The sequence below is a fragment of the Xanthomonas hortorum pv. pelargonii genome (assembly GCF_024499015.1).
Lineage (GTDB): Bacteria > Pseudomonadota > Gammaproteobacteria > Xanthomonadales > Xanthomonadaceae > Xanthomonas > Xanthomonas hortorum_B.
Genome location: NZ_CP098604.1, coordinates 3,811,938 through 3,830,131, shown reverse-complemented (window position 1 = coordinate 3,830,131; position 18,194 = coordinate 3,811,938). Strand labels below are relative to the sequence as shown.

Below are 18,194 nucleotides of genomic sequence, written 5' to 3'. Positions count from 1 at the left end.
TGTGCCAATCCGTTTGCTCTCGCTTATCCAAGGATTCCTATGTCCAAAGCTCGCTTTGCCATCATCGGCACGTTGATCGTCTCTCTAGTGGCTTGCTCTGGCGGCGGCCCCGCTGAGACTGAGCGGGAGCATGCTTTTTGCAGTTCGTCAAAGCGAACAGCAACGAAGAGGCGCGCATCGAAGACTTCGAGAGTAACCAGTGCACGAAGGCGGAAGGTGCGCCCAGCTACACCTGTGACGTAAGTGCCAAGGTTGAAGCCATGGAGCGGGACTTTGGTCATCAAATGGATGGGGTCTACACCTTCACCAAGGTGGGCGGCACTTGGAAGATCACCGGCCGCGTCCAATAGCCATCCGTCTGCAATCAACGATGGTCCCATTCTGTTCTCAGGAGTTCACATGACCGTTAGCACGTTTCTCATCTTGCTTGCCCTGGGCACAGCGGTGCTGGTCGCATTTGCCGTCAATCGGGCTGACCGATTGCGCAACCAGCGGGAGGTCTTTGGTCGGGAATTTGATCGCTCCTATTTTGGGCGACAAGGAGCTTTGGCGATCTCGATTGAGCGGTCGCGGTTGAAGATTCGTGTCGGCAGAACAGTGAAGATCTACCCGTTGATGGATGTTCGCTCCTGGGAGAAGCACTGGCACAACTCAAGGCGGGAAGGAACGATCACGGTCAGCGTTCGAGATGTGGACCATCCAGTCTGGACGATCAAGTTCGGCAGCGAGCGCGAGATGAACCAGTGGTATGAGATCTTGAATCAGGCGATCAATGAGGGCGAGAAGCTCTGACCGCTCGTTTTGCGAGTGGCCAGAGGCGGCTTGACGAAGATCCGCTTTGTGCTACGAATCAAGTGCATCAGCCACTTGGATTCTTCGCCATGCCTCCTTCCGTCAGCCAGCAAGCCTTACCTCTGGACCACCAAGAACATCAACTCCGCCAAGCCCATGTTGAAGGCTGGATCGCCCAACAGCATGCGGCTGGCTTTGGTATTGATCAGCACATGGCCGACGCCCTCAATGCGTATCTTGATGGCCGCTTCGATCTGCCTGGATTGCTGACAGAGCTTCGTCTCCCCTACTTGAACTGAGTCTGCCAACGGATGCCGGCATGATAGGCATCTTCGCCACCGAAGCCTCATCAGCTGAAGTGTCCATGCCTGGTCCTGGGCGCTCTCGCTGGGCCTGTTCCGCCGTGTGGCCATCCGGCACGCTCAACAGTCGTCCCTCTTGGCGGTAGCGGGACAGAAGCTGCTCAAAGCTTTCCTGGCCTTGGACATAGATCCCGTTGCCTCGCATCGCTTCCAAGCGTTCCGTCAAGGGCCGATGCTCAACCGCCTTACCGATGCCAGCCTGTTCAAGATGCGCCTTGATCCGATCAGCGATCATCGCGCGGATCCACTCGACTTCCTCCTTGCCATTGATGCGCCCATCTAAGACGCGCGTCTTCTGGGTCAAACCCGAGGCTTCCGTCTTTCGCGTCGTGGCAAGCAGATGGCAATAGAAGTATCGCGGATCATCTTTGGTCGGGCGATGGTGACTCGCTTGCAGGGCAAAGCCATATCGCCCAATCAGGCGATGAGCGATATCGAGCACCAACTCCCAACGCTTGGGGTCATCGAGTTCGTGCGGCAGCGCGATGGCGAAGTCGCGGCACACAGTGCTGTTGCAGCGTCGCTCTGCGGCTTCTGCAGCGGCCCAAAGTGCTTGCGGGTCATCCGCCCATGCCGGCGAACCAGGTGGCGCCAAGCAACGCGACTGGATGATGCCTGCCCTACCCCGGTAGTCGTGGCGAGCGTCAGACTTGGGGTCGATGAGCAAGTAGCCGCCGCGATAGGCCGCAGCTGCGATTGCAGAGTGCCCCTTTGCTCGACTGTAAGTTTTGATGCGGGTGTGATGGATGGCCATGTGCATTTCCTGAGTCAGAGTTCATCGGTTCTGACTCTAGATTTCGCAAAGCGCAATAGCGTAGAAAGCCTATTTTTGAGGACTATAATTTTCCCGTTATGGAATCACTTTTTTTCGCAACCACCCGGTTTGAAGCGTCCTTCTTTTCCGCAGATTTTTCGCGTTTTCGATTCACACTTTCCTTGAGATCCTTACTTTCCTTGAGATCCTTACTTTCCTTGAGATCCTTACTTTCCTTGAGATCCTTATTTTCATTGATAGCTTTGACCTTACTTACTACGGTAGGCGACGAAGCATCTAGCGAGTTGTCCCAGCCATTTGGGTCATCGGTGATCACATAGATCTTCATCAGCTGCCCAATCTCGGTAAGCCTAATTGCACTGGGAAGCGAGGACAGTTCAGAGCGCTCGATAGTCCTCCAGTAAGTGGAGCTTGCCCCGAATGCATCAGCAATAACGTCTGTAAAAACGACACTGTTATTTTTATTTACAGGAATACTCTTTTTCACACTCGGAATATTTTTAATAATCTGTTCAACCTGCCCACCTATTTTTGATATCGGAACACAGCGAAGTCCGCTTTCAAACTGGCACAGATAATGAATCCATCCCAGCTCATTCCAAGCGACTTGATCGGCGCTCCCTTCGCTCGCAATACGACTTGCGGTTTCTACAAGTCGCTTTACTTGCAATACTTTCTCACCCTGTTCTTTTCGAGACTGGTTGAGGACAAGCGTGTTGTTGGTAGACCGCTTGCTGGAGTCGCTCTTAGCCTGGAAGATGGCCATCCTAGACTTTAGTGTCGACAGATCGAACACAAGGCAAAAATCTGCTCCAGACTCAGACTCAGGCCAACTGCCTGAGCTCTTGTCGTATTTGAGCCATGCGTAGTCTTCCCCTTCTTGTCGCGAGTAAGCTAATACGCTTAGGGAAGCGAAGCAGCAAGTGCGCCAAAGAAAGCTGCCGTGAATGACTCTTCGTCAAGACGCTTTTCCACTTCATTTAGAGAAGTTGCTGCTTTGGCTGCTAGACGGGCGGTGCATTCAATGGCGGAATTGATCCGTCCATTGTTCATCTCCAAGTGCTGCTCGATTGCTTGCTTTACGTCCATTCGCACGCTCCTTTTCAGCTTTTCTCAGTGCACTTTGATTCAAATCAAGTGGTTCATCCTCCTTGCGTTTTAATTCCCAGTCAAGCAATGCATTTCTCAGCCTCATCCAAAGCGGGCACCACGCCAGATGCATGCGCCCGCCCAGCTTTTCAATGGCGAGAGCACGCCAGTGGCGAGGCATATCACTGAAGATACGCCCCTCCCTCTCGACTTGGCGCAATTGTGGGTCAAACCATCGACTAAGCACATTGGAACAAAATGAACGAACCATTTCGTTCTTTTGTGAAGTCTCAGCGCAGTCATAGATTTTTCTTAACTCGTGGATCGCATTTTCGACCCCAAGTTCCTCGCGCAAGGTGGACTTAACCCATATGTCAACGCTAGTCACGCTATTTGGCGTGAATATATTTTCTCCAACGATTAGCACCCAGCGGGCTTTTTGTGTCTCATCAGGATCACTAAAATTTGGTCTTCTCAGCTCCATGCCAAGCTTTTTTATAAAGCATTTGTAGTCATCGACAGTCATTTGAGCCTCTGCGCTGAAAGCTAAGGCAAAAGGCGTTTCTGTCAATCAGCACCGCTCGTGGCTGGAGCGTTATTCCATACGGCTCAAATGCTTGTTCAACACCCACCCTTGGATCTCGTTGCCTTCTTCGTCAAACGCAGAAATCAAGCGCCACTTGCCCGCTGTCCGAAGAACCAACACCTCATCGCCCCGTTCAAAATGGCCGATTTTCTGTCCACCAGGTGACATGCGAAGGGCAGTCACCTTGGCTATGATCGTGTAGCGATGCGAGTATGAGACAAGGGCGTGCAGGGACTCTGCGACCTGGGTGAGATGCGCAATGTGCTTCTCTTGTGTGGCGGTTTGTTCCGCAGCAGTATCACGGGTAGTCTCCATCGTCTCCATAGCGTGCGCTTGTGTCTTGCGAAGGTCCGACTGCTCCAAATCCGCGCGCGCAGCACTAAGCTTTCCTTCGATGAAAAGGAGAAGCGATAGAACCAGCAGCAAAAAGTCTTTTCGCTGTTGAGGATCCGCCAAGAAGTCGACCACGGCGTGCGGCATAGCCACTCGCCGGCGCCCCAGTCGCTTCGGCTGTTCCGACTCAGCGGTAGCGTCTTCAATCGATTTCAGCCAATCACTGACATGGCGATCAATTACTGGACTAACAGCGTCATCCGCCCAGCGCAAGAAATCTGCATCGCCAGCCAACTTGGCAAGAATAGAAAAGCGCTCACCCCACTCAATCTTCCCGAACTGCGTCAGAGATGAGGTTTCACTCATTCTACGGACGACATCTGCGAAATGATTATTGGCACCCCAGAGCATTGCTTCGTGACGCCTAGCGCTCTCTGACAACATATCAGCACTGACTGACCCGAGACGAAGCCGCTCGATATTCTGCATGTAGGAATTGTTAAGCGATGCCTCATACGAGCGCTGATAAGCCGACAAACTTTCGGTCCGCGCCATGAGTTTCTCGACCTTGGACCCCACAGCTCCAAATGATTGAAGCGGAGCGAGTGCCTTAGCACTTAGCGATTCGAAATGAGAAATCTCAGAGACCTGCGACGCGAAACGATGAGCAGATAGCCCATCCAGCATGTCCTGAACCGACTGCAAAGGTTGGACAGCAGCCAACGCCCTATCCTGCATCTCCTTGTAAGCGGACATCTCAATCCCTTTGGCATAGTCGCGTAGGGTCTGTGCAGGATCGCGCATGCGGAAAGCCTCCCGAATAGGGTCACTGAGTGCCATGGCTCGCTGCCTTGACCCATTCAACACTTCTTCTAACATCTTCCCTGGCATGATCGCCCTCGCGTTAAAGGGAGGCTCTGGAAAACTGGACGACATGCATCCTCCCAAAAGATTCAACTGAGTGCAGGCGGCTACGGCTACGGCTACGACTACGACTACGACTACGACTACGACCAAGCTTATGGAAGATCTAGTCAGACAACAAGGAGCACGCTCAGTGGCAGACATCAAGGTCGGACTCAGCTAATGCTCAGCGCTGCCTATGTCGAACTCCATCAGTAATTGATCAAGAGAACCAAGGCACAGCCTTGCAGATCCCGACGCCCATAAGCTCCGGTCTCTGTCCCTATCTCAGACTACTTATGTCTCAAAAGCTGAGACTGCGTTTCGGGAGTTTGCCAAAGCGGAACACAGTGAACTCGGATTGCCTAACTGTCTTCTTAAGGATGATTAGATTAGGCAAACCTCACCCTAGTTTAACTTGCGTTCATTTTTATAAGTGAGATATCTCTCACTTTTCGCCCTTTGTTACTTTTAAACACTACATGCGCATTGATGGTTACAAGCCCATTTATAACACTGCAGCCATTGCCCCATATAGCTTATCGATAAATTCGTTTATAAAAGTCAAATTGAAAATGCAGCTGTTTGGATAACAGTTAATGAGGCCGCCTTAGGCAATCGTCGACACGAAATTTCTGTCCTATTTTATCATTGACAGAAAATCCCCTCCCCTTATTGATACGCCCAGGGTTCCGTAGACACTCAAGACCCTCGTTGCGCGTAGCGCCGTTCAAACTCTACAGGGGACAAGTCGCCAGTTGAACCGTGGCGGCGGTTGGGGTTGTAGAACATCTCGATGTAGTCGAATACCTCGGCGCGAGCGGCGTCCTTGGTGGGATAGGTCCGCCGCCTGATCCGCTCGCGTTTGAGCAGGCCGAAGAAGCTCTCTACGGGTGCGTTGTCGTGGCAGTTGCCACGCCGACTCATGCTGCACACCAAGCCATGGGACGCCAGGAAACTGCGCCAGTCATCGCTGGTGTAGACAGACCCTTGGTCCGAGTGAACCAAGCAACCAGTGTTGGGTTTGCGCCGCCACACCGCAGACAACAAGGCCTGCACGACCAACTCGGTGTCGGCCCGATCGCGCATCGCCCAGCCGACGACCTGCCTGGAAAACAGATCGATCACAACAGCCAGGTACATCCAGCCTTCATGCGTGCGGATGAAGGTGAAATCGCTCGCCCAGGCCGTGTCCGGCTCCGTCACGTCGAACTGTCGGTCAAGCAGATTGGCAGCCGCCTTGCACTGCATCCCTCCATGGAAGCGCGGTTTGCGACCATAGCCCACCTGGGCACGCAGTCCCTCGGTGCGCATCAGCCGATGCACCCGATGGCGACTACAACGCTCACCCAGATCGCGCAGATCCGTGGTGATCTTGCGATGCCCATAGACACTGCCGCTGGCCAGCCAGTGGTGCTTGATTAGTCCAAGCAAGCGATCATCTTCCTTGGCGCGCTCACTGTTGGGCGAGCACAACCAGGCGTAATAACCCGACCGGTTGACCCGCAATACCCGGCACATCGCACACACCCTGAATTCCCTGCAGTGGGCTTGCATGAAGGCGTACTTTGCCTTTACCCCTTGGCAAAGTACGCGGCGGCCTTTTTTAGGATGTCGCGCTCCTCGGTCACTCGACGCAACTCTGCCTTCAGCCGCCGAACCTCGGCGCTCTGGTCCACCTCGGCGCGATGCACCACGCCAGACTTGCCGAACGTGCGCAGCCAGGCGTACAGGCTGTGCGTCGTGACACCCAGCCGCTCGGCGACTTCTGCCACCTTGAACCCACGATCAGTCACTTGCCGGACCGCCTCGATCTTGAACTCATCCGTATACCGCTTGCTGCTCATAGACACCTCCGAATCGACCATTTTCCATGGCCTTGAGATGTCTAGGAAACCCTGGGCGTATCATATCAAACGTCTACCTCCTCAAAATTGGATTGTAGATGCGCTTTAAAAACTCCCAGCTTCATCAGTATTTGCAACACCCCAAAGGTCAGTTACTCATCCGCAGCATTCGCATCGGCAAAGTCGAATTCAGCGACATGGTCGTTCAAGACCGAGCCGGCGCGCTTCACCTTCAGGACCTGGTCCAAGCGACTTACGACCATCATGAAAAGCTGCGACGGCTTCGCCGATCCGGAACTCGTTATCCAGAACCCCTGCCCCTTGCCACTCCGGCGCGGCTCCTTTCTGAAGAGGTCGACGACTTCCTCAAAGACAAGGAACGGCAGAACCTTCGCACTACCACGATCGATGCTTATCGCCGCACGCTTGCCATCCTACAGCGCGTGAGTGGCAACACGTCCGTTGCCCGCATCGAGCACACGCACATCTACCAGATGTGGGATCTGCTTCGATGGGCGCCCGAAGACTTCATGACCAACCCCAAGCATCAGGGATTGAGCGTCGAAGTCTTGATCGCCAAGGGTCAACGCCAAGGGCGGGCGCAACCTGCCAATGCCACGTTAGAACTGCACCGGCGCTTCCTCGCGTCCTTCTTCAACACCCTGGTCAAGGCGCGTGCCATCCCGCACTCCCCAATGGATGCGTTCAAGCCAGCTAAGGAAGAACTCCTGGCTGATCAGGATGAGCCCGAGCGTCTGCTTTCACTAGAAGAAATTCAGAAGATCTTCAACCCGGAGACCTTCCTGCCTTGGGCCAAGAAATACCCGCACAGATGGTGGTGCCCGCTCATTGCCCTTTACACGGGCGCCAGGATCAACGAGATCGCGCAGCTCAAAGTGGCCGACATCGTGCAAGACCAAGGCATGTGGTGCTTCTCGATCCAGAAGACCGTGGACGAAGATCTGGCGCAAAGCGCCGGCAAGCGCACCCGGCAAAGCCTCAAAGGCAAGAGCGCAATCCGCAAGGTGCCGATCCACCCAAGTCTCATCCAGGCGGGCTTCCTCGACTTCTTGGCCGACATCAAGGCGTCCGGTCACCCGCGCCTATTCCCCAATCTGTCAGCAGGCACCTGCCGCAAGACCGGCGAGCCAAACGGGCGCTACAGCCAAGGCTTCGTCAACCAGTTTGCGAAGTATTTGAAGGGATTAGGGTTTGGCAAAGGCATCGGATCACATGCGTTCCGGCACACGATTGCTACAGAGCTGGATGCCAAGGGCGTGCGGGTAGAGCACATTGCCTTGATCACCGGCCATGCGCTCAACAAGAAGGCGCCCGTGCTGCAGGACAACTATGTCCACAAATCGGCCGGCAACACCCGGAAGATCCAAGTCGAAGCATTGGCTCAGTATCAGCCGTCAGTGGCACTACCGAGCTACGTGCGCGGGCAGTTCAAGGAGCGGTTGAGGAAGGGAGCGAGGATGTATCCATAAGACTCAGCTACGCACCAGTTCGAGAAGGGCTTTATAGGCCATGACAACGCCCACAACACAGCGCAGCACGTTGCTCAACAGTTGAGCACGCTTTACAGTCAAAGTCGCCAAACCCACCCTAGCCACAATCGACTATGATCCGGAGCATGGCTTCAACTCTAAAAACTATGAACTACAAATCGAGCGGCCTTTCACTCCAACTTGCGCGCTGGCTTCTCCGCGACCCGCTCCGGAATGGCTCAAGGAAGACCGCCCCGTTTAACATAGGCATTGCCACCGATGTTGGTCTTACGCGACAACATAACGAAGACCGCTCTGCTATTTGTAGAGGCGCTGACAAATATGGCAATTCTTATTTCATACTTGCTCTGGCTGATGGCATCGGTGGGATGCGAGACGGGATGGAGTGCGCTGCAACCGCGATTGCAGCGCTATTTGCTACGGTCCATGAACACGCGCAAATTGGCACTAGCGACCCCCTCTCGTGGCTTGAACAGGGCGCTCATGCGTCTAACCAAATAGTTCGTGATCTTTACGAAGGTAAAGGCGGGAGCACCTTAGTTGCAGCTTTGATAAGTGAAGTAGGAAAATCAGGTTGGATCAGCGTTGGAGATAGTCGGATTTATGCATTCTCCGAAGAAGCTTCTGTCCAAATATCCAAAGATGACACAATTGCTGGCCAACTCGGGCGACAAAGGGAAAACAGCTCAGAGCAGTCGCAATTACTTCAATATATCGGCATGCAGTCTCCATTAGATCTGCAGATCAGCGCTTTCGACAGCAAGACACCACATCGTTTAGTTTTATGCACGGACGGAGTTTACTTCACGTCTCATGACGCGAAGCTTTTGTCATTAATAACTTTAAATAAAGCCATAGGTCAAGACGAAGGTATCGTAGCTAGACGGTTAGTCGAACTTTCGCGATGGGCGGGGGGGCCTGACAACTCTACCGCTATAGTTGCAACTTTGCCATTAGATTTCACGTCCATACCCGATTCGGGCAGCTCAAATCTAGAACTTTGGGATTCACTGGGGCAGTTATATTTACATTCTGCAACAGCCTTAAAACCGAGATTAGAGCAAAAAGCACAACCTGCTGCAGAACCGCCTAATTCTTTAAGGTCCGCCGACAATAGCCATGCAGAACAAGTGCTGTTAAGGCATGAGACTGCGTCACCTGAGACCAGGAAGTCTCGCAAAGCAGCGAAAACTTCCAGCAAGGCAAAAAGGTCTTCGACGCGCGCAAGAAAAAAGTCCGGGAAGCTTGAAATCAATGATGCCCCAACGCCTGGGTTAGAACTTGATTTCTCATCCGTGAAAGATGATTAATTCTAAAAATGCACTGAGGGAATTAGGATGTTTCCAGATCGCTATCAAATTTTAGGACATAAACTGGATGGCGGAATGGGTTCAGTGCACCTGTGCTATGACCAAACCTTAGAACGAAAAGTTGCGATAAAAGTTATTCACAATCCTAAAAATGAGCGGCGAATCATTGATGAGGTCGACGCTCTTCTGAAGCTCAGATCAAAACACGTAGTGCAGGTCTACGACATCATCAGAGTAGGGAAAGGCAAAGGAATAGTTCAGGAATATGTGGAAGGTTCAGACCTATGGGACACGCCAGATTGCACATTATCTTCTGGCGAACTTTGCAAGCAATTGTGGCAAATTGCGTCTGGCATTGAGGACATACACAAGGCCGGCGTTATTCATCGCGACATAAAGCCCAATAACATTAAAAACGATTTGGAAGGTGTAATCAAAATCTTCGACTTTGGACTTGCCAGAGATGAAGGAATGAGCGCCTCTACAATGGGTTTTGTAGGCACATTTGGCTTTGCCGCACCAGAACTTTTTGATGACAATCCAAAGTTCACAACAGCTGTAGACGTATACGGGTTTGGCGCTACTGCATTTCATTTAATTGCTGGCAGCCTTCCCAAACACATGCAGAAACCGACACGCCCCGTTGACCTGCCTGCCAATTCTCTTGATGAATTTAAATGCGGATTACCCGATAGCGCATTAAGAGTGATCGAGTCCTGCCTCGCAGTCGAAGTTAATGCTCGCCCCACTATGACCCAAGTGAGAGAGACCTTAGCCAAAGATCTTCTGAGAAATCGCCATCGAGCGTTGTTAGTCCACAAGGGAGAAGCGTCTTATCTACATAACGAGAGAAGGGCAGTTCGGGCAAACTGGGATGGAGTTGGGTCGATCACCATAAGATATGACGGCTTAGTTTTCTTTGCAGGGGAAGTCGAAGGTGACGTCTACATTAATTATGCACCAGCAGTTAAAGGACAAGAACTACCGGGGTCTTGCGTCATTGCTCTAGGTGCACCAACCAGAGGTGCCACACGCATGTTCCTGACTTTTGATGTCTCGCACCCGGAGGTAATCGTATGAATGGACCGCTGCGCGCTGATGAAATAGTTGGCGGTCGATATCGAGTAACAAATTACCATGCCGAGGGCGGCATGCAGTTTGTCTATCGTGCTACCGACACCCTAACAAGCAGAATTGTTGCGTTAAAAACACCGAAAAACAGTTCCGCAAGCAAACGATTCAAGCGAAGCGCTGTAGTTGCAGCGCAGGTCAATCATCCCAACGTTGCCAAAACGCTTGACTATGTAAACGAGGAAGGAAAAGAATTTTTGATTGAAGAGTTTATTGAAGGACAAGACTTACAAAAATCGCTTTTGAACTCATGCTCCAACCTTGACCCATACCTCACCGCTAAGCTATTTCATCATATATCGAAAGGGGTGTCTGCTGCCCATCATGCAAAAGTAATCCACCGCGATCTAAAACCTACTAACATCATGATCGCAGGCGATTTTGATCTGATCGAAATAAAGATTACCGACTTCGGAATCGCGAAAATGGCCAGCGATGTGCTCGACGAGGCAGCAGCTGGCGGACCTGAAACAATGCTGCTATCCAACACGGCTGTTGGTGCTCTCCCTTATATGGCTCCAGAAGCAATAGAGACGCCAAAAGAGATCACGACTAAGGCAGACATATGGTCAGTCGGGGCTATGCTCTTCCATATCTCAACCGGCATCTTGCCTTTTGGAGAAGGCTTGAAAGCGGTGAGAAAAATCCTAGAAGCTGTGCCAGAGGCTGTTCCTGACCACGCGACCCGAAACCCACAATTTGCACCACTAGTCACTCAGATACTTGACCTAGCATCGTCCTGCTTAAAGCTCGACCCTAATGAACGCCCCACAGCTGATCAGCTCGTTAAATCGTGTGGAGATTTGTATTATAGCTTAGCCCATCGCGAGCATGGAAAAGTTACGCGCGTATTTGATCACAAAAAATTTGGCTTCATTTCTTCTGGTAAGGGTCCAGTTTTTTTTCATGCAAACAGCGTGTATGGAACCGAGCCATTGATTGTAGGTGATCAAGTTTGCTTCACCCGACACCACGTTGATGGTGGCGCTGCTCCACGCGCCCATCCTGTTCTAAAAATGAATAATTAAATGGGCGCTATAGCCAAGGCTTCGTCAACCAATTTGCGGCCTATTTGAAGGGCTTAGGCTTTGGGAAAGGGATTGGATCTCACGCGTTCCGGCATACGCTTGCAACCGAACTGGATGCCAAGGGCGTGCGGATTGAGCACATTGCCTTGATCACGGGCCATGCCCTCAACAAGAAGGCTCCGGTTCTGCAGGACAACTATGTCCACAAGTCAGCCGGGAACATCCGGAAGATCCAGATGGAGGCGCTCGGCCACTATCAGCCATCTGTCAATCTGCCGAGCTATGTGCGCGGGCAGTTCAAGGAGCGATTGAGGAAGGGGGCGAGGATGTATCCATGATCGGCTTTGCGGGATCTAGCCATCACTTGTTCCGAGGGGAGGACCATGTGGAAATCTGAAGTTTTATCGCTACTCATCGCTTTGCTCGCAATAGTGCAATCTCTTCAAGGCATGTTCGATAGACATCATGCAGAATATTTCCCTCCTCAATTCCGTCACGCTGCTGTTCGATTCTGCTACAGTCAATGCTGTGGAAATTCAATAAAAGAGAGATGGATCGATGGCTTATGGCTACGCACTGATTGTCGATGATAGAAATGCCTCAATCAATGAGGATACCTGGCAAGATTTGATCAAAGCGCCTGACTTCTCTTTCAACACAGTCGCAAAAGTAGTTGTTGAGCATGTGAGAAGCGGTGGCAGCTTCTCAATCATATCCATCGAAGATGTGGTGATGAGGCGCTTTGATCGGGTGGCGGAGCTAGAAAGCTTCTTGGCAGAGGCTAAGCTAGGGCGCCATCAGTCCTAGGCTTTGTCGCCTAGTCTTGGCATTTGCGCTGATAGGTTGCACGACGACCGGCAACGGTAAACATGGACTCGATATGCCAACCATCCCAGATGTTCAGATCCGCCTGCCTTTCCTGCTGAATGCGCTAACGTTGCATTTGGTGGAAGCGCTCTTGCAAATGGGCCTAAGCCCGGACCACATCGCTGTGATCCTGATTGAGCTTTGCAGGCGCGGTGAATCCAGCGGGCAAGACGCCATGGATCACCCCCGACTCGGCGCCGCAATTCTCAATGCCAAAGCTGGTCCAAAGGCACTCATTGGGGAAGTCGAGAAGTTCTATGAGAAGCTCAAATTGATGTATAGCGTCTCAATCCTTTGGGAGGAGGTGGCAAAGTGGATCAAAGAAATCGACAGCTCTCTTTCAGAAGAATTTATGATGCATATCTACGAAGATTTCCGAAACGGCAAAATTACTAGAAAAAGTCAGCTTTCGAATGCTATCGAGGGACTTCGCAACCAAGCAGTGGGCCAGCTATCGCAGCAAAGCTATGGTCAGCGATAAACTTGAAGTGCATTAGGAACACGCCCCGATAGCGAAAATCGCGGTTCGCCTCCGCCCAACTCAGCAGCCCCTTACTACTCCAACATTAAGCGGTGAAAGCTCCAACAGCTCGGACACGTCCACCGGATAAGACGCCTCGTGACCAAACGCATTGAGGAAAATCCGAGCCATTAGCTGAGAATTCTGCTCGTTAGCTGCGATGTATTCAAGATAGTTCGCGGCGTCCATGCTTATGCGTCCTCAGCAACGAGGCACACTTCCTCTTTACAGATCCGTACCAGACCAGCTAGCTCTTTTGAAGAGAGATCAGGCCGCCGTCTGTCTGCAAGAACATGGGAGATCAAGGACCAAGCCACGGCAGCCCTGTCATTCCGGAGCCTGCCTAGCTCCCGAAGGTCCACTGGATATCGCCGTCGATCAAAGCAAAGATTTAGCGCCAGGCGCGCCATCAATCGCTTCTGTTGCCAATCTTCCTGGATCGTGTTGACATACTGCACATAGTCACTCGGAAACATACGCCCTCCCAAGTCCACCCTAAGGCAAGACGGAATTTCGTCAATGGCTTCTTGCGGCTTGACGCGACGCTTCCAGTTCAATCTTCCTCAGCGTTCACGAACAATACGGCGACAGTTGGTGCACCGCTGTGCCAGCTGATCTCAGCTACTCATTGATGTTGACCTTAAAGATGTATCTCATGCAGTCGATATCGATCCAGTGAGGTCGTGCAAGGAAACGCACGTCATGGTCTCGCGCTCTTCAAGCATCGTTAGGCGGATTGAAAGGAATCAGCATGGCAGCAAATATCCAGCAGTTTGTCTCCGAGCGCGGCATTAAGGCCCTCTTCCACTTCACGCGTGAAGAGAATTTGGCATCCATCCTTAGTCGAGGATTGCTGAGGCGTGATCAGCTGCCTAGGGAAGGTCTAAACAACGCGGCCTGAGAGTGCGGAGTGTCGCATCGTTCCGGAGAGTCACGTTTGGATCTTCGGATCTTCCGCCATTTCTGGCGCTTTCCTTGGGAATCCCCCGGGTTACAGGCGCACGCTCCCCATAGCAGGCAGTAACTGCTTTCGCTTCATCCACAGGTTTGACAGCGCAAACAAGGTCAACACTTGTGCGGTGTTCTTGGCCAAGCCGCGATAGCGGACATTGGTTTAGCCGAACTGGCGCTTGGTCACCCGGAATGGATGCTCCACCTTGGCGCGCACGCTGGCCTTGAAGTGTTCCCAACCCTGTTCCCGAGCACGCTCGCGTTTGTTGCCGATGGCTTGCATCGTCGAAGGCCTGGCGGCGATGAAGAATGCAGCCTTGCAGGTCTGCAGTTCTTCGCGTTTGTCTGCACCGGTATAGCCGCTGTCGCCAAACACGCTTTCTTCCTTGCCGTGTAGCAATGCGTGCGTCACCGTAACGTCGGCGACATTGGCGGCTGTGCAATGGACGTGGTGCACCAGCCCGGAAAATTCATCCACGCCGATGTGCGCCTTCATCCCGAAATACCACTGATTACCTTTCTTGGTCTGATGCATCTCAGGGTCGCGCGCGTGATCGGCGTTCTTGGTCGAACTGGGTGCAGCGATCAGCGTCGCATCAACAATTGTGCCGGACCGCAGGCTCTGGCCCTTGCGTGCCAGATGCGCGTTGACCGCTTCCAGCATCCGCGCGGCAAGGCCATGGGTCTCCAGCAGGCGCCGAAAGTTGAGAATCGTGATCTCGTCGGGAATGTCGTCCAAGCCACCGAGCTGGGCAAAGCGCCGCAAGGTCGGAATCTCGTGCAGCGCTTCTTCCATCGCCGGATCGCTCAGCGCATACCACTGCTGCAGCAGATGAATGCGCAACATCGTCGCCAGTGCATACGGCTGTCGACCAGGGCGCCCCGACACCGGATAGTGCGGCGCGATCAGACCGAGCAAGTGCTGCCACGGAACCACCTGCTCCATCTCGGCCAGGAAGATCTCCCGGCGAGTCTGCTTGCGCTTGCCCAGGCCCTCAGCGTCACCGAACGTCAGTTGCATGGATCACTCCTCAACATGAGGCGGGTAGTGTCGCGTATCTGTGGTGCGTTGTTCAGAGCTTCCTTAGGGAAGCTCTGAATAACTCTTTAATGCGTTTCCGAACAACATCTGAGGCAGGCTCCATCACGCACAAGTGTTTGATTTTTCAGAATGGGCGACCAGCGCAATCGACCGGAATCCCAAGTTCGCTCGCAACGCTGCGAGTTGTTCAGACCTTCCTTAGCACTCCTTAGCGAATTGATAACCTGAAATTTTCAAAGGTCGCCTCCTCCCCGACCCAATGCAAGCGTTTTCCCTGTCAACTTATGACGGAGCAGGCAGCCTGGGAAATGCTTCGTTTAGATGAATCAAAGGCGGTCTTTATTAATTTAGCTGCAACTTGTCGGCGCAGTATTCTTACCATCTTTCTTCTGCTCAACATGCATTTCATTTCCCGAAAGATACATCGAGCCCTCGTAGTGCCTCGACAATACGCCTAAGCGTTGGCTCCTCGAAATCCTCACGATCTTCTTCTTCGTGGGTCCCCTTGTTCAATGACATCCATGCCAAGGAATTCGCTCGAACGTTGATAAGTGCATCTAAGTTATCCCGCCTGGTGATCCAGACCCCGTCTAGGTAGCCAGCACTGATCCCCTTGTTGAGAGCACTCAGTAAAGATTGGACAATGTTGCTCAGATCCGTAGGTGCACCGGGACGTCGCGTCTTTAGCGAGAGCTCTGCCACACCGGGGGCAACATCGGCTAACTTCTTCCAAACCCGTGTAATTAAACTTTCGAGCGCCTGGCGTGAGCAAGAAAGCGCCGCGCGCAAATCAAAGTCGTCGATGTGCGATTCAGCACGTTCGATGTAGTTGCGTGTCTTGCCTCCCGAGACTATTGGATGGTGGTCGCCCTGATGATGACGCAAGACGTAAAGTGGCGCGCCCTTTGTGTGATTATTGAAGATGTCCTTGATGAACTCAGGGCTATGGCATGTGATGATGAGTTGCTTTTCCTTCAACGCCGAATGGCCAAACAGCGTCATACGGATGCCCTCCCGGTGTTCGTGATCGATGGCGTTGACGGCATCGTCAAGCAGGACTGCCGGGAGTTTAAGCTTGATGTTCTGGGCCAATAGGATCGAAAGACCCAGACACCGAAGATGTCCTTCGCTCAAGATCGCCAAGGCGTTATGGAAGCGATCCGGCTCGCGAGCGAATGCGATCTCAAGCGGCGCACCGCCCCTTAATGGAAGGCGCAGCGTATGGATCAAGTCATCAGGGTGGTCATGCGAATTGAAACTATTGTAAAGGTCTACCGTGATCTCATTGAGATCAGCCATTAGCTGCTCAGGAAGAGTTGCCAGGTAGCTCCTCAATAAGCCTAAGAACAACTCATAGGCCTCTTTGACTTGCACTTCAACACCATGGGCTACTGCTTCGGCCGACACCTCCACTACTAGTGCGGCAGTTTGAGTGGCAAACGCCGCAACCCGCTCCTTAGCTGACGCGACATCTGCGTCGAACTGGTTCTGCTGACCCGCAATTTTTGCCAATTGCGTCCTGGCCGTTTGCAGCCTCTCAACCTCTGCCTCTAAGGATTGCCGCTCGGCCCTCTGGACTACAAGACTCTCGTCGAGTCGTTTGAGCGCACGCGCTGCCGTGAGTAGCTGACGCCAACCTTGCCGATCTCCATTTGCTAACAGCTGCTCCGTTGGCGCCAAAGTGCCGATGTTGGGGAGCTTAGCGATATGTTCGATTGTTTGGCGGAGCGCTATGTCTAGCGTGCTTTGGCTTCGGTCCACCTGTCGCTCCAACCGGCTCGCTTTTGCTTCAAGTTGGGAGAGTTCACCGAGTGCAACCAAGCCGGTTGCGGCCCGACCGAACGGATTGATAGCCACTTGGTCCAGCGGGGTCTCGCACGCCGGGCAGCGGTCTGCATGTGCGTTTTGGAGCGCAACGACAGAGTGATACAACTCCCGATACGAGACTTCCTGAGCGCGTGTTGCAAGCGCTCCCCGTGTTGTTTCCAGCTCTCGGGTCAGATCACGGTGTGCTCGACGCGAAGCGATCAAGTGCTCAGGACGAATTCCCGTTTCGGCAGCCAAAGGTGTCGCCAAAATCGCACGAATCTCTTGAAGCCGTCCCGGGGTCTGTGCAGTGCCAATTCGCGCTTTCAGACCCAAATAGTCAAGACCAAGCTCAAAAGCGGTGGCCACCTGATTGCGCTGCACATCAAACTCAGCGTGTGTGGCAGCTTCGGATGCGATCTTGACCTCATCGGCCTGGATCGCAACGCGTCGTTGCGCTAAGTCGGCAGCCTTGGGAAGAGAGAGGTTGAGTTGCCGATCCAAGCTTCCACCAAAACCCGCCACGAAATCATTGAACGCAGTTAGACCGAACAATGCCGCCAGCATGGACGATGCCTCAGCTGGCCTTCGTGCGCCGATGCGCGCAAATGATTCGATTCGGTTGCGCTCGATGATGATGAACCGATGACGCTCCTCGTCTGGTTGAACCTGGTGCTCTGCACCGTTGCTCTTAGCAATTAATACGGGCAACTGATGACGGCCTTCATGGGCATTGTCGAAGTAGCGCCGAGAATCCAATGCACGCTCGTCGGCCTCCTCAATGCGTCCGAGAAGTGCAAGTTCAAGCGCTTCACAGAGGCTGCTCTTTCCCGAGCCGTTGGCACCCAAGACAAGAACAGTTCGATGATCAAGCTCAAAAACCTCTTGGCGACGGAAACCCCTAAACGGCCCAAGTTGAAGCCTGGACAAGCGTGTCCATCCCAGCTCTGACTGGTCCGCCATTGCCGTCTCAGCCCTTTCAGGCAGCGGGCGCACCAGACCGGCACGGATCAAAGGCGTGATGAGCCGAGTGCGCTGACCGCCCGCGTGGGTCGTTCGCGCGATTTGCTCAAGGTTAGCTTCAACCACAGCGCAGATCTTCAAGACTACTTCGGGAGCCAGCTGATCTCGCGCCCATCTCTCAAACCGAGAAAAATCGTTATAAAGCACCATCTCGCCCCCCATCCCTGAGATTAGGATAGCAATCAAGCAGGCTCGATCTCAATTTCTAGCAGCCAGCCGAGAGCACCCTGCTTGTTTTCAAAGCGCTAAGATAAATAAGGATAGACGCCTTAGGCAGGGGGCCACGTGGCGCGACGCAGGAAAAAGCAAGGCTCAGAC

The 18,194-nt window shown here is 52.9% G+C and carries 13 protein-coding genes and 3 pseudogenes; 9 read left to right on the top strand and 7 right to left on the bottom strand.

The features are described 5' to 3' along the window. The first annotated feature begins 39 nt into the window (after window positions 1–39). Both NDY25_RS16530 and NDY25_RS16525 read left to right on the top strand, forming a co-directional pair. Window positions 40–350 (top strand): annotated as a pseudogene (locus NDY25_RS16530) (hypothetical protein). A 49-nt stretch (window positions 351–399) separates the two neighbouring features. Continuing rightward, window positions 400–792, top strand: a complete 393-nt coding sequence (locus NDY25_RS16525) for a hypothetical protein (protein ID WP_168960056.1) — start codon at window positions 400–402, stop codon at window positions 790–792. A gap of 225 nt (window positions 793–1,017) precedes the next feature. Here the strand turns inward: NDY25_RS16525 and NDY25_RS16520 are convergent, their stop codons facing one another. The 5 genes from NDY25_RS16520 to NDY25_RS16500 all read right to left on the bottom strand — a co-directional run bounded on the left by NDY25_RS16520 (window position 1,018) and on the right by NDY25_RS16500 (window position 6,687). Continuing rightward, window positions 1,018–1,908: a MobA/MobL family protein gene (locus tag NDY25_RS16520; protein ID WP_251755212.1), complete on the bottom strand. Its 891-nt coding sequence runs from the start codon at window positions 1,906–1,908 to the stop codon at window positions 1,018–1,020. An 82-nt stretch (window positions 1,909–1,990) separates the two neighbouring features. Next, complete coding sequence (locus NDY25_RS16515; RefSeq protein WP_256627574.1) at window positions 1,991–2,695, bottom strand: hypothetical protein; 705 nt, start codon at window positions 2,693–2,695, stop codon at window positions 1,991–1,993. A 255-nt stretch (window positions 2,696–2,950) separates the two neighbouring features. Next, complete coding sequence (locus NDY25_RS16510) at window positions 2,951–3,589, bottom strand: hypothetical protein (protein ID WP_251755207.1); 639 nt, start codon at window positions 3,587–3,589, stop codon at window positions 2,951–2,953. A 24-nt stretch (window positions 3,590–3,613) separates the two neighbouring features. Then, on the bottom strand, window positions 3,614–4,777 hold the full coding sequence (locus NDY25_RS16505) for an SH3 domain-containing protein (RefSeq protein ID WP_168959854.1): 1,164 nt from the start codon (window positions 4,775–4,777) through the stop codon (window positions 3,614–3,616). Window positions 4,778–5,542: 765 nt separating this feature from the next. Next, a protein-coding gene (locus NDY25_RS16500; RefSeq protein WP_256627573.1) for an IS3 family transposase occupies window positions 5,543–6,687 on the bottom strand; the annotation gives its coding sequence in 2 pieces (ribosomal slippage) (window positions 5,543–6,450 and window positions 6,450–6,687; 1,146 coding nt in all). Window positions 6,688–7,001: 314 nt separating this feature from the next. Here NDY25_RS16500 and NDY25_RS16495 point away from each other — a divergent pair. The 7 genes and pseudogenes from NDY25_RS16495 (at window position 7,002) to NDY25_RS16465 (ending at window position 13,015) form a co-directional block, all read left to right on the top strand. After that, window positions 7,002–8,177, top strand: a complete 1,176-nt coding sequence (locus NDY25_RS16495; RefSeq protein ID WP_180336612.1) for a site-specific integrase — start codon at window positions 7,002–7,004, stop codon at window positions 8,175–8,177. 146 nt (window positions 8,178–8,323) lie between these two features. Beyond that, entirely contained in the window at window positions 8,324–9,508 is a 1,185-nt protein-coding gene (locus NDY25_RS16490) for a PP2C family protein-serine/threonine phosphatase (RefSeq protein WP_225970185.1), read from the top strand. A gap of 27 nt (window positions 9,509–9,535) precedes the next feature. After that, entirely contained in the window at window positions 9,536–10,588 is a 1,053-nt protein-coding gene (locus NDY25_RS16485) for a serine/threonine-protein kinase (protein ID WP_168959857.1), read from the top strand. Continuing rightward, window positions 10,585–11,667, top strand: coding sequence for a serine/threonine-protein kinase (locus NDY25_RS16480; protein ID WP_168959858.1), 1,083 nt, complete (start codon window positions 10,585–10,587; stop codon window positions 11,665–11,667). The genes NDY25_RS16485 and NDY25_RS16480 overlap by 4 nt, the downstream gene beginning before the upstream one ends. Further along, a pseudogene (locus NDY25_RS16475) lies at window positions 11,667–12,005 on the top strand (site-specific integrase); the annotation flags it as partial. The gene NDY25_RS16480 and the pseudogene NDY25_RS16475, both read left to right, overlap by 1 nt. A 220-nt stretch (window positions 12,006–12,225) precedes the next feature. Then, window positions 12,226–12,474: a hypothetical protein gene (locus tag NDY25_RS16470; protein ID WP_168959859.1), complete on the top strand. Its 249-nt coding sequence runs from the start codon at window positions 12,226–12,228 to the stop codon at window positions 12,472–12,474. Window positions 12,475–12,547: 73 nt separating this feature from the next. Then, window positions 12,548–13,015: a hypothetical protein gene (locus tag NDY25_RS16465; RefSeq protein ID WP_168959860.1), complete on the top strand. Its 468-nt coding sequence runs from the start codon at window positions 12,548–12,550 to the stop codon at window positions 13,013–13,015. A gap of 1,030 nt (window positions 13,016–14,045) precedes the next feature. Here NDY25_RS16465 and NDY25_RS16460 read toward each other — a convergent pair. Then, window positions 14,046–15,026: pseudogene (locus NDY25_RS16460) on the bottom strand (IS5 family transposase). Between the two features lie 426 nt (window positions 15,027–15,452). Beyond that, a complete protein-coding gene (locus tag NDY25_RS16455; RefSeq protein WP_168959862.1) occupies window positions 15,453–18,026 on the bottom strand; it encodes an AAA family ATPase in 2,574 nt (857 codons plus the stop codon). Between the last annotated feature and the right edge of the window lie 168 nt (window positions 18,027–18,194).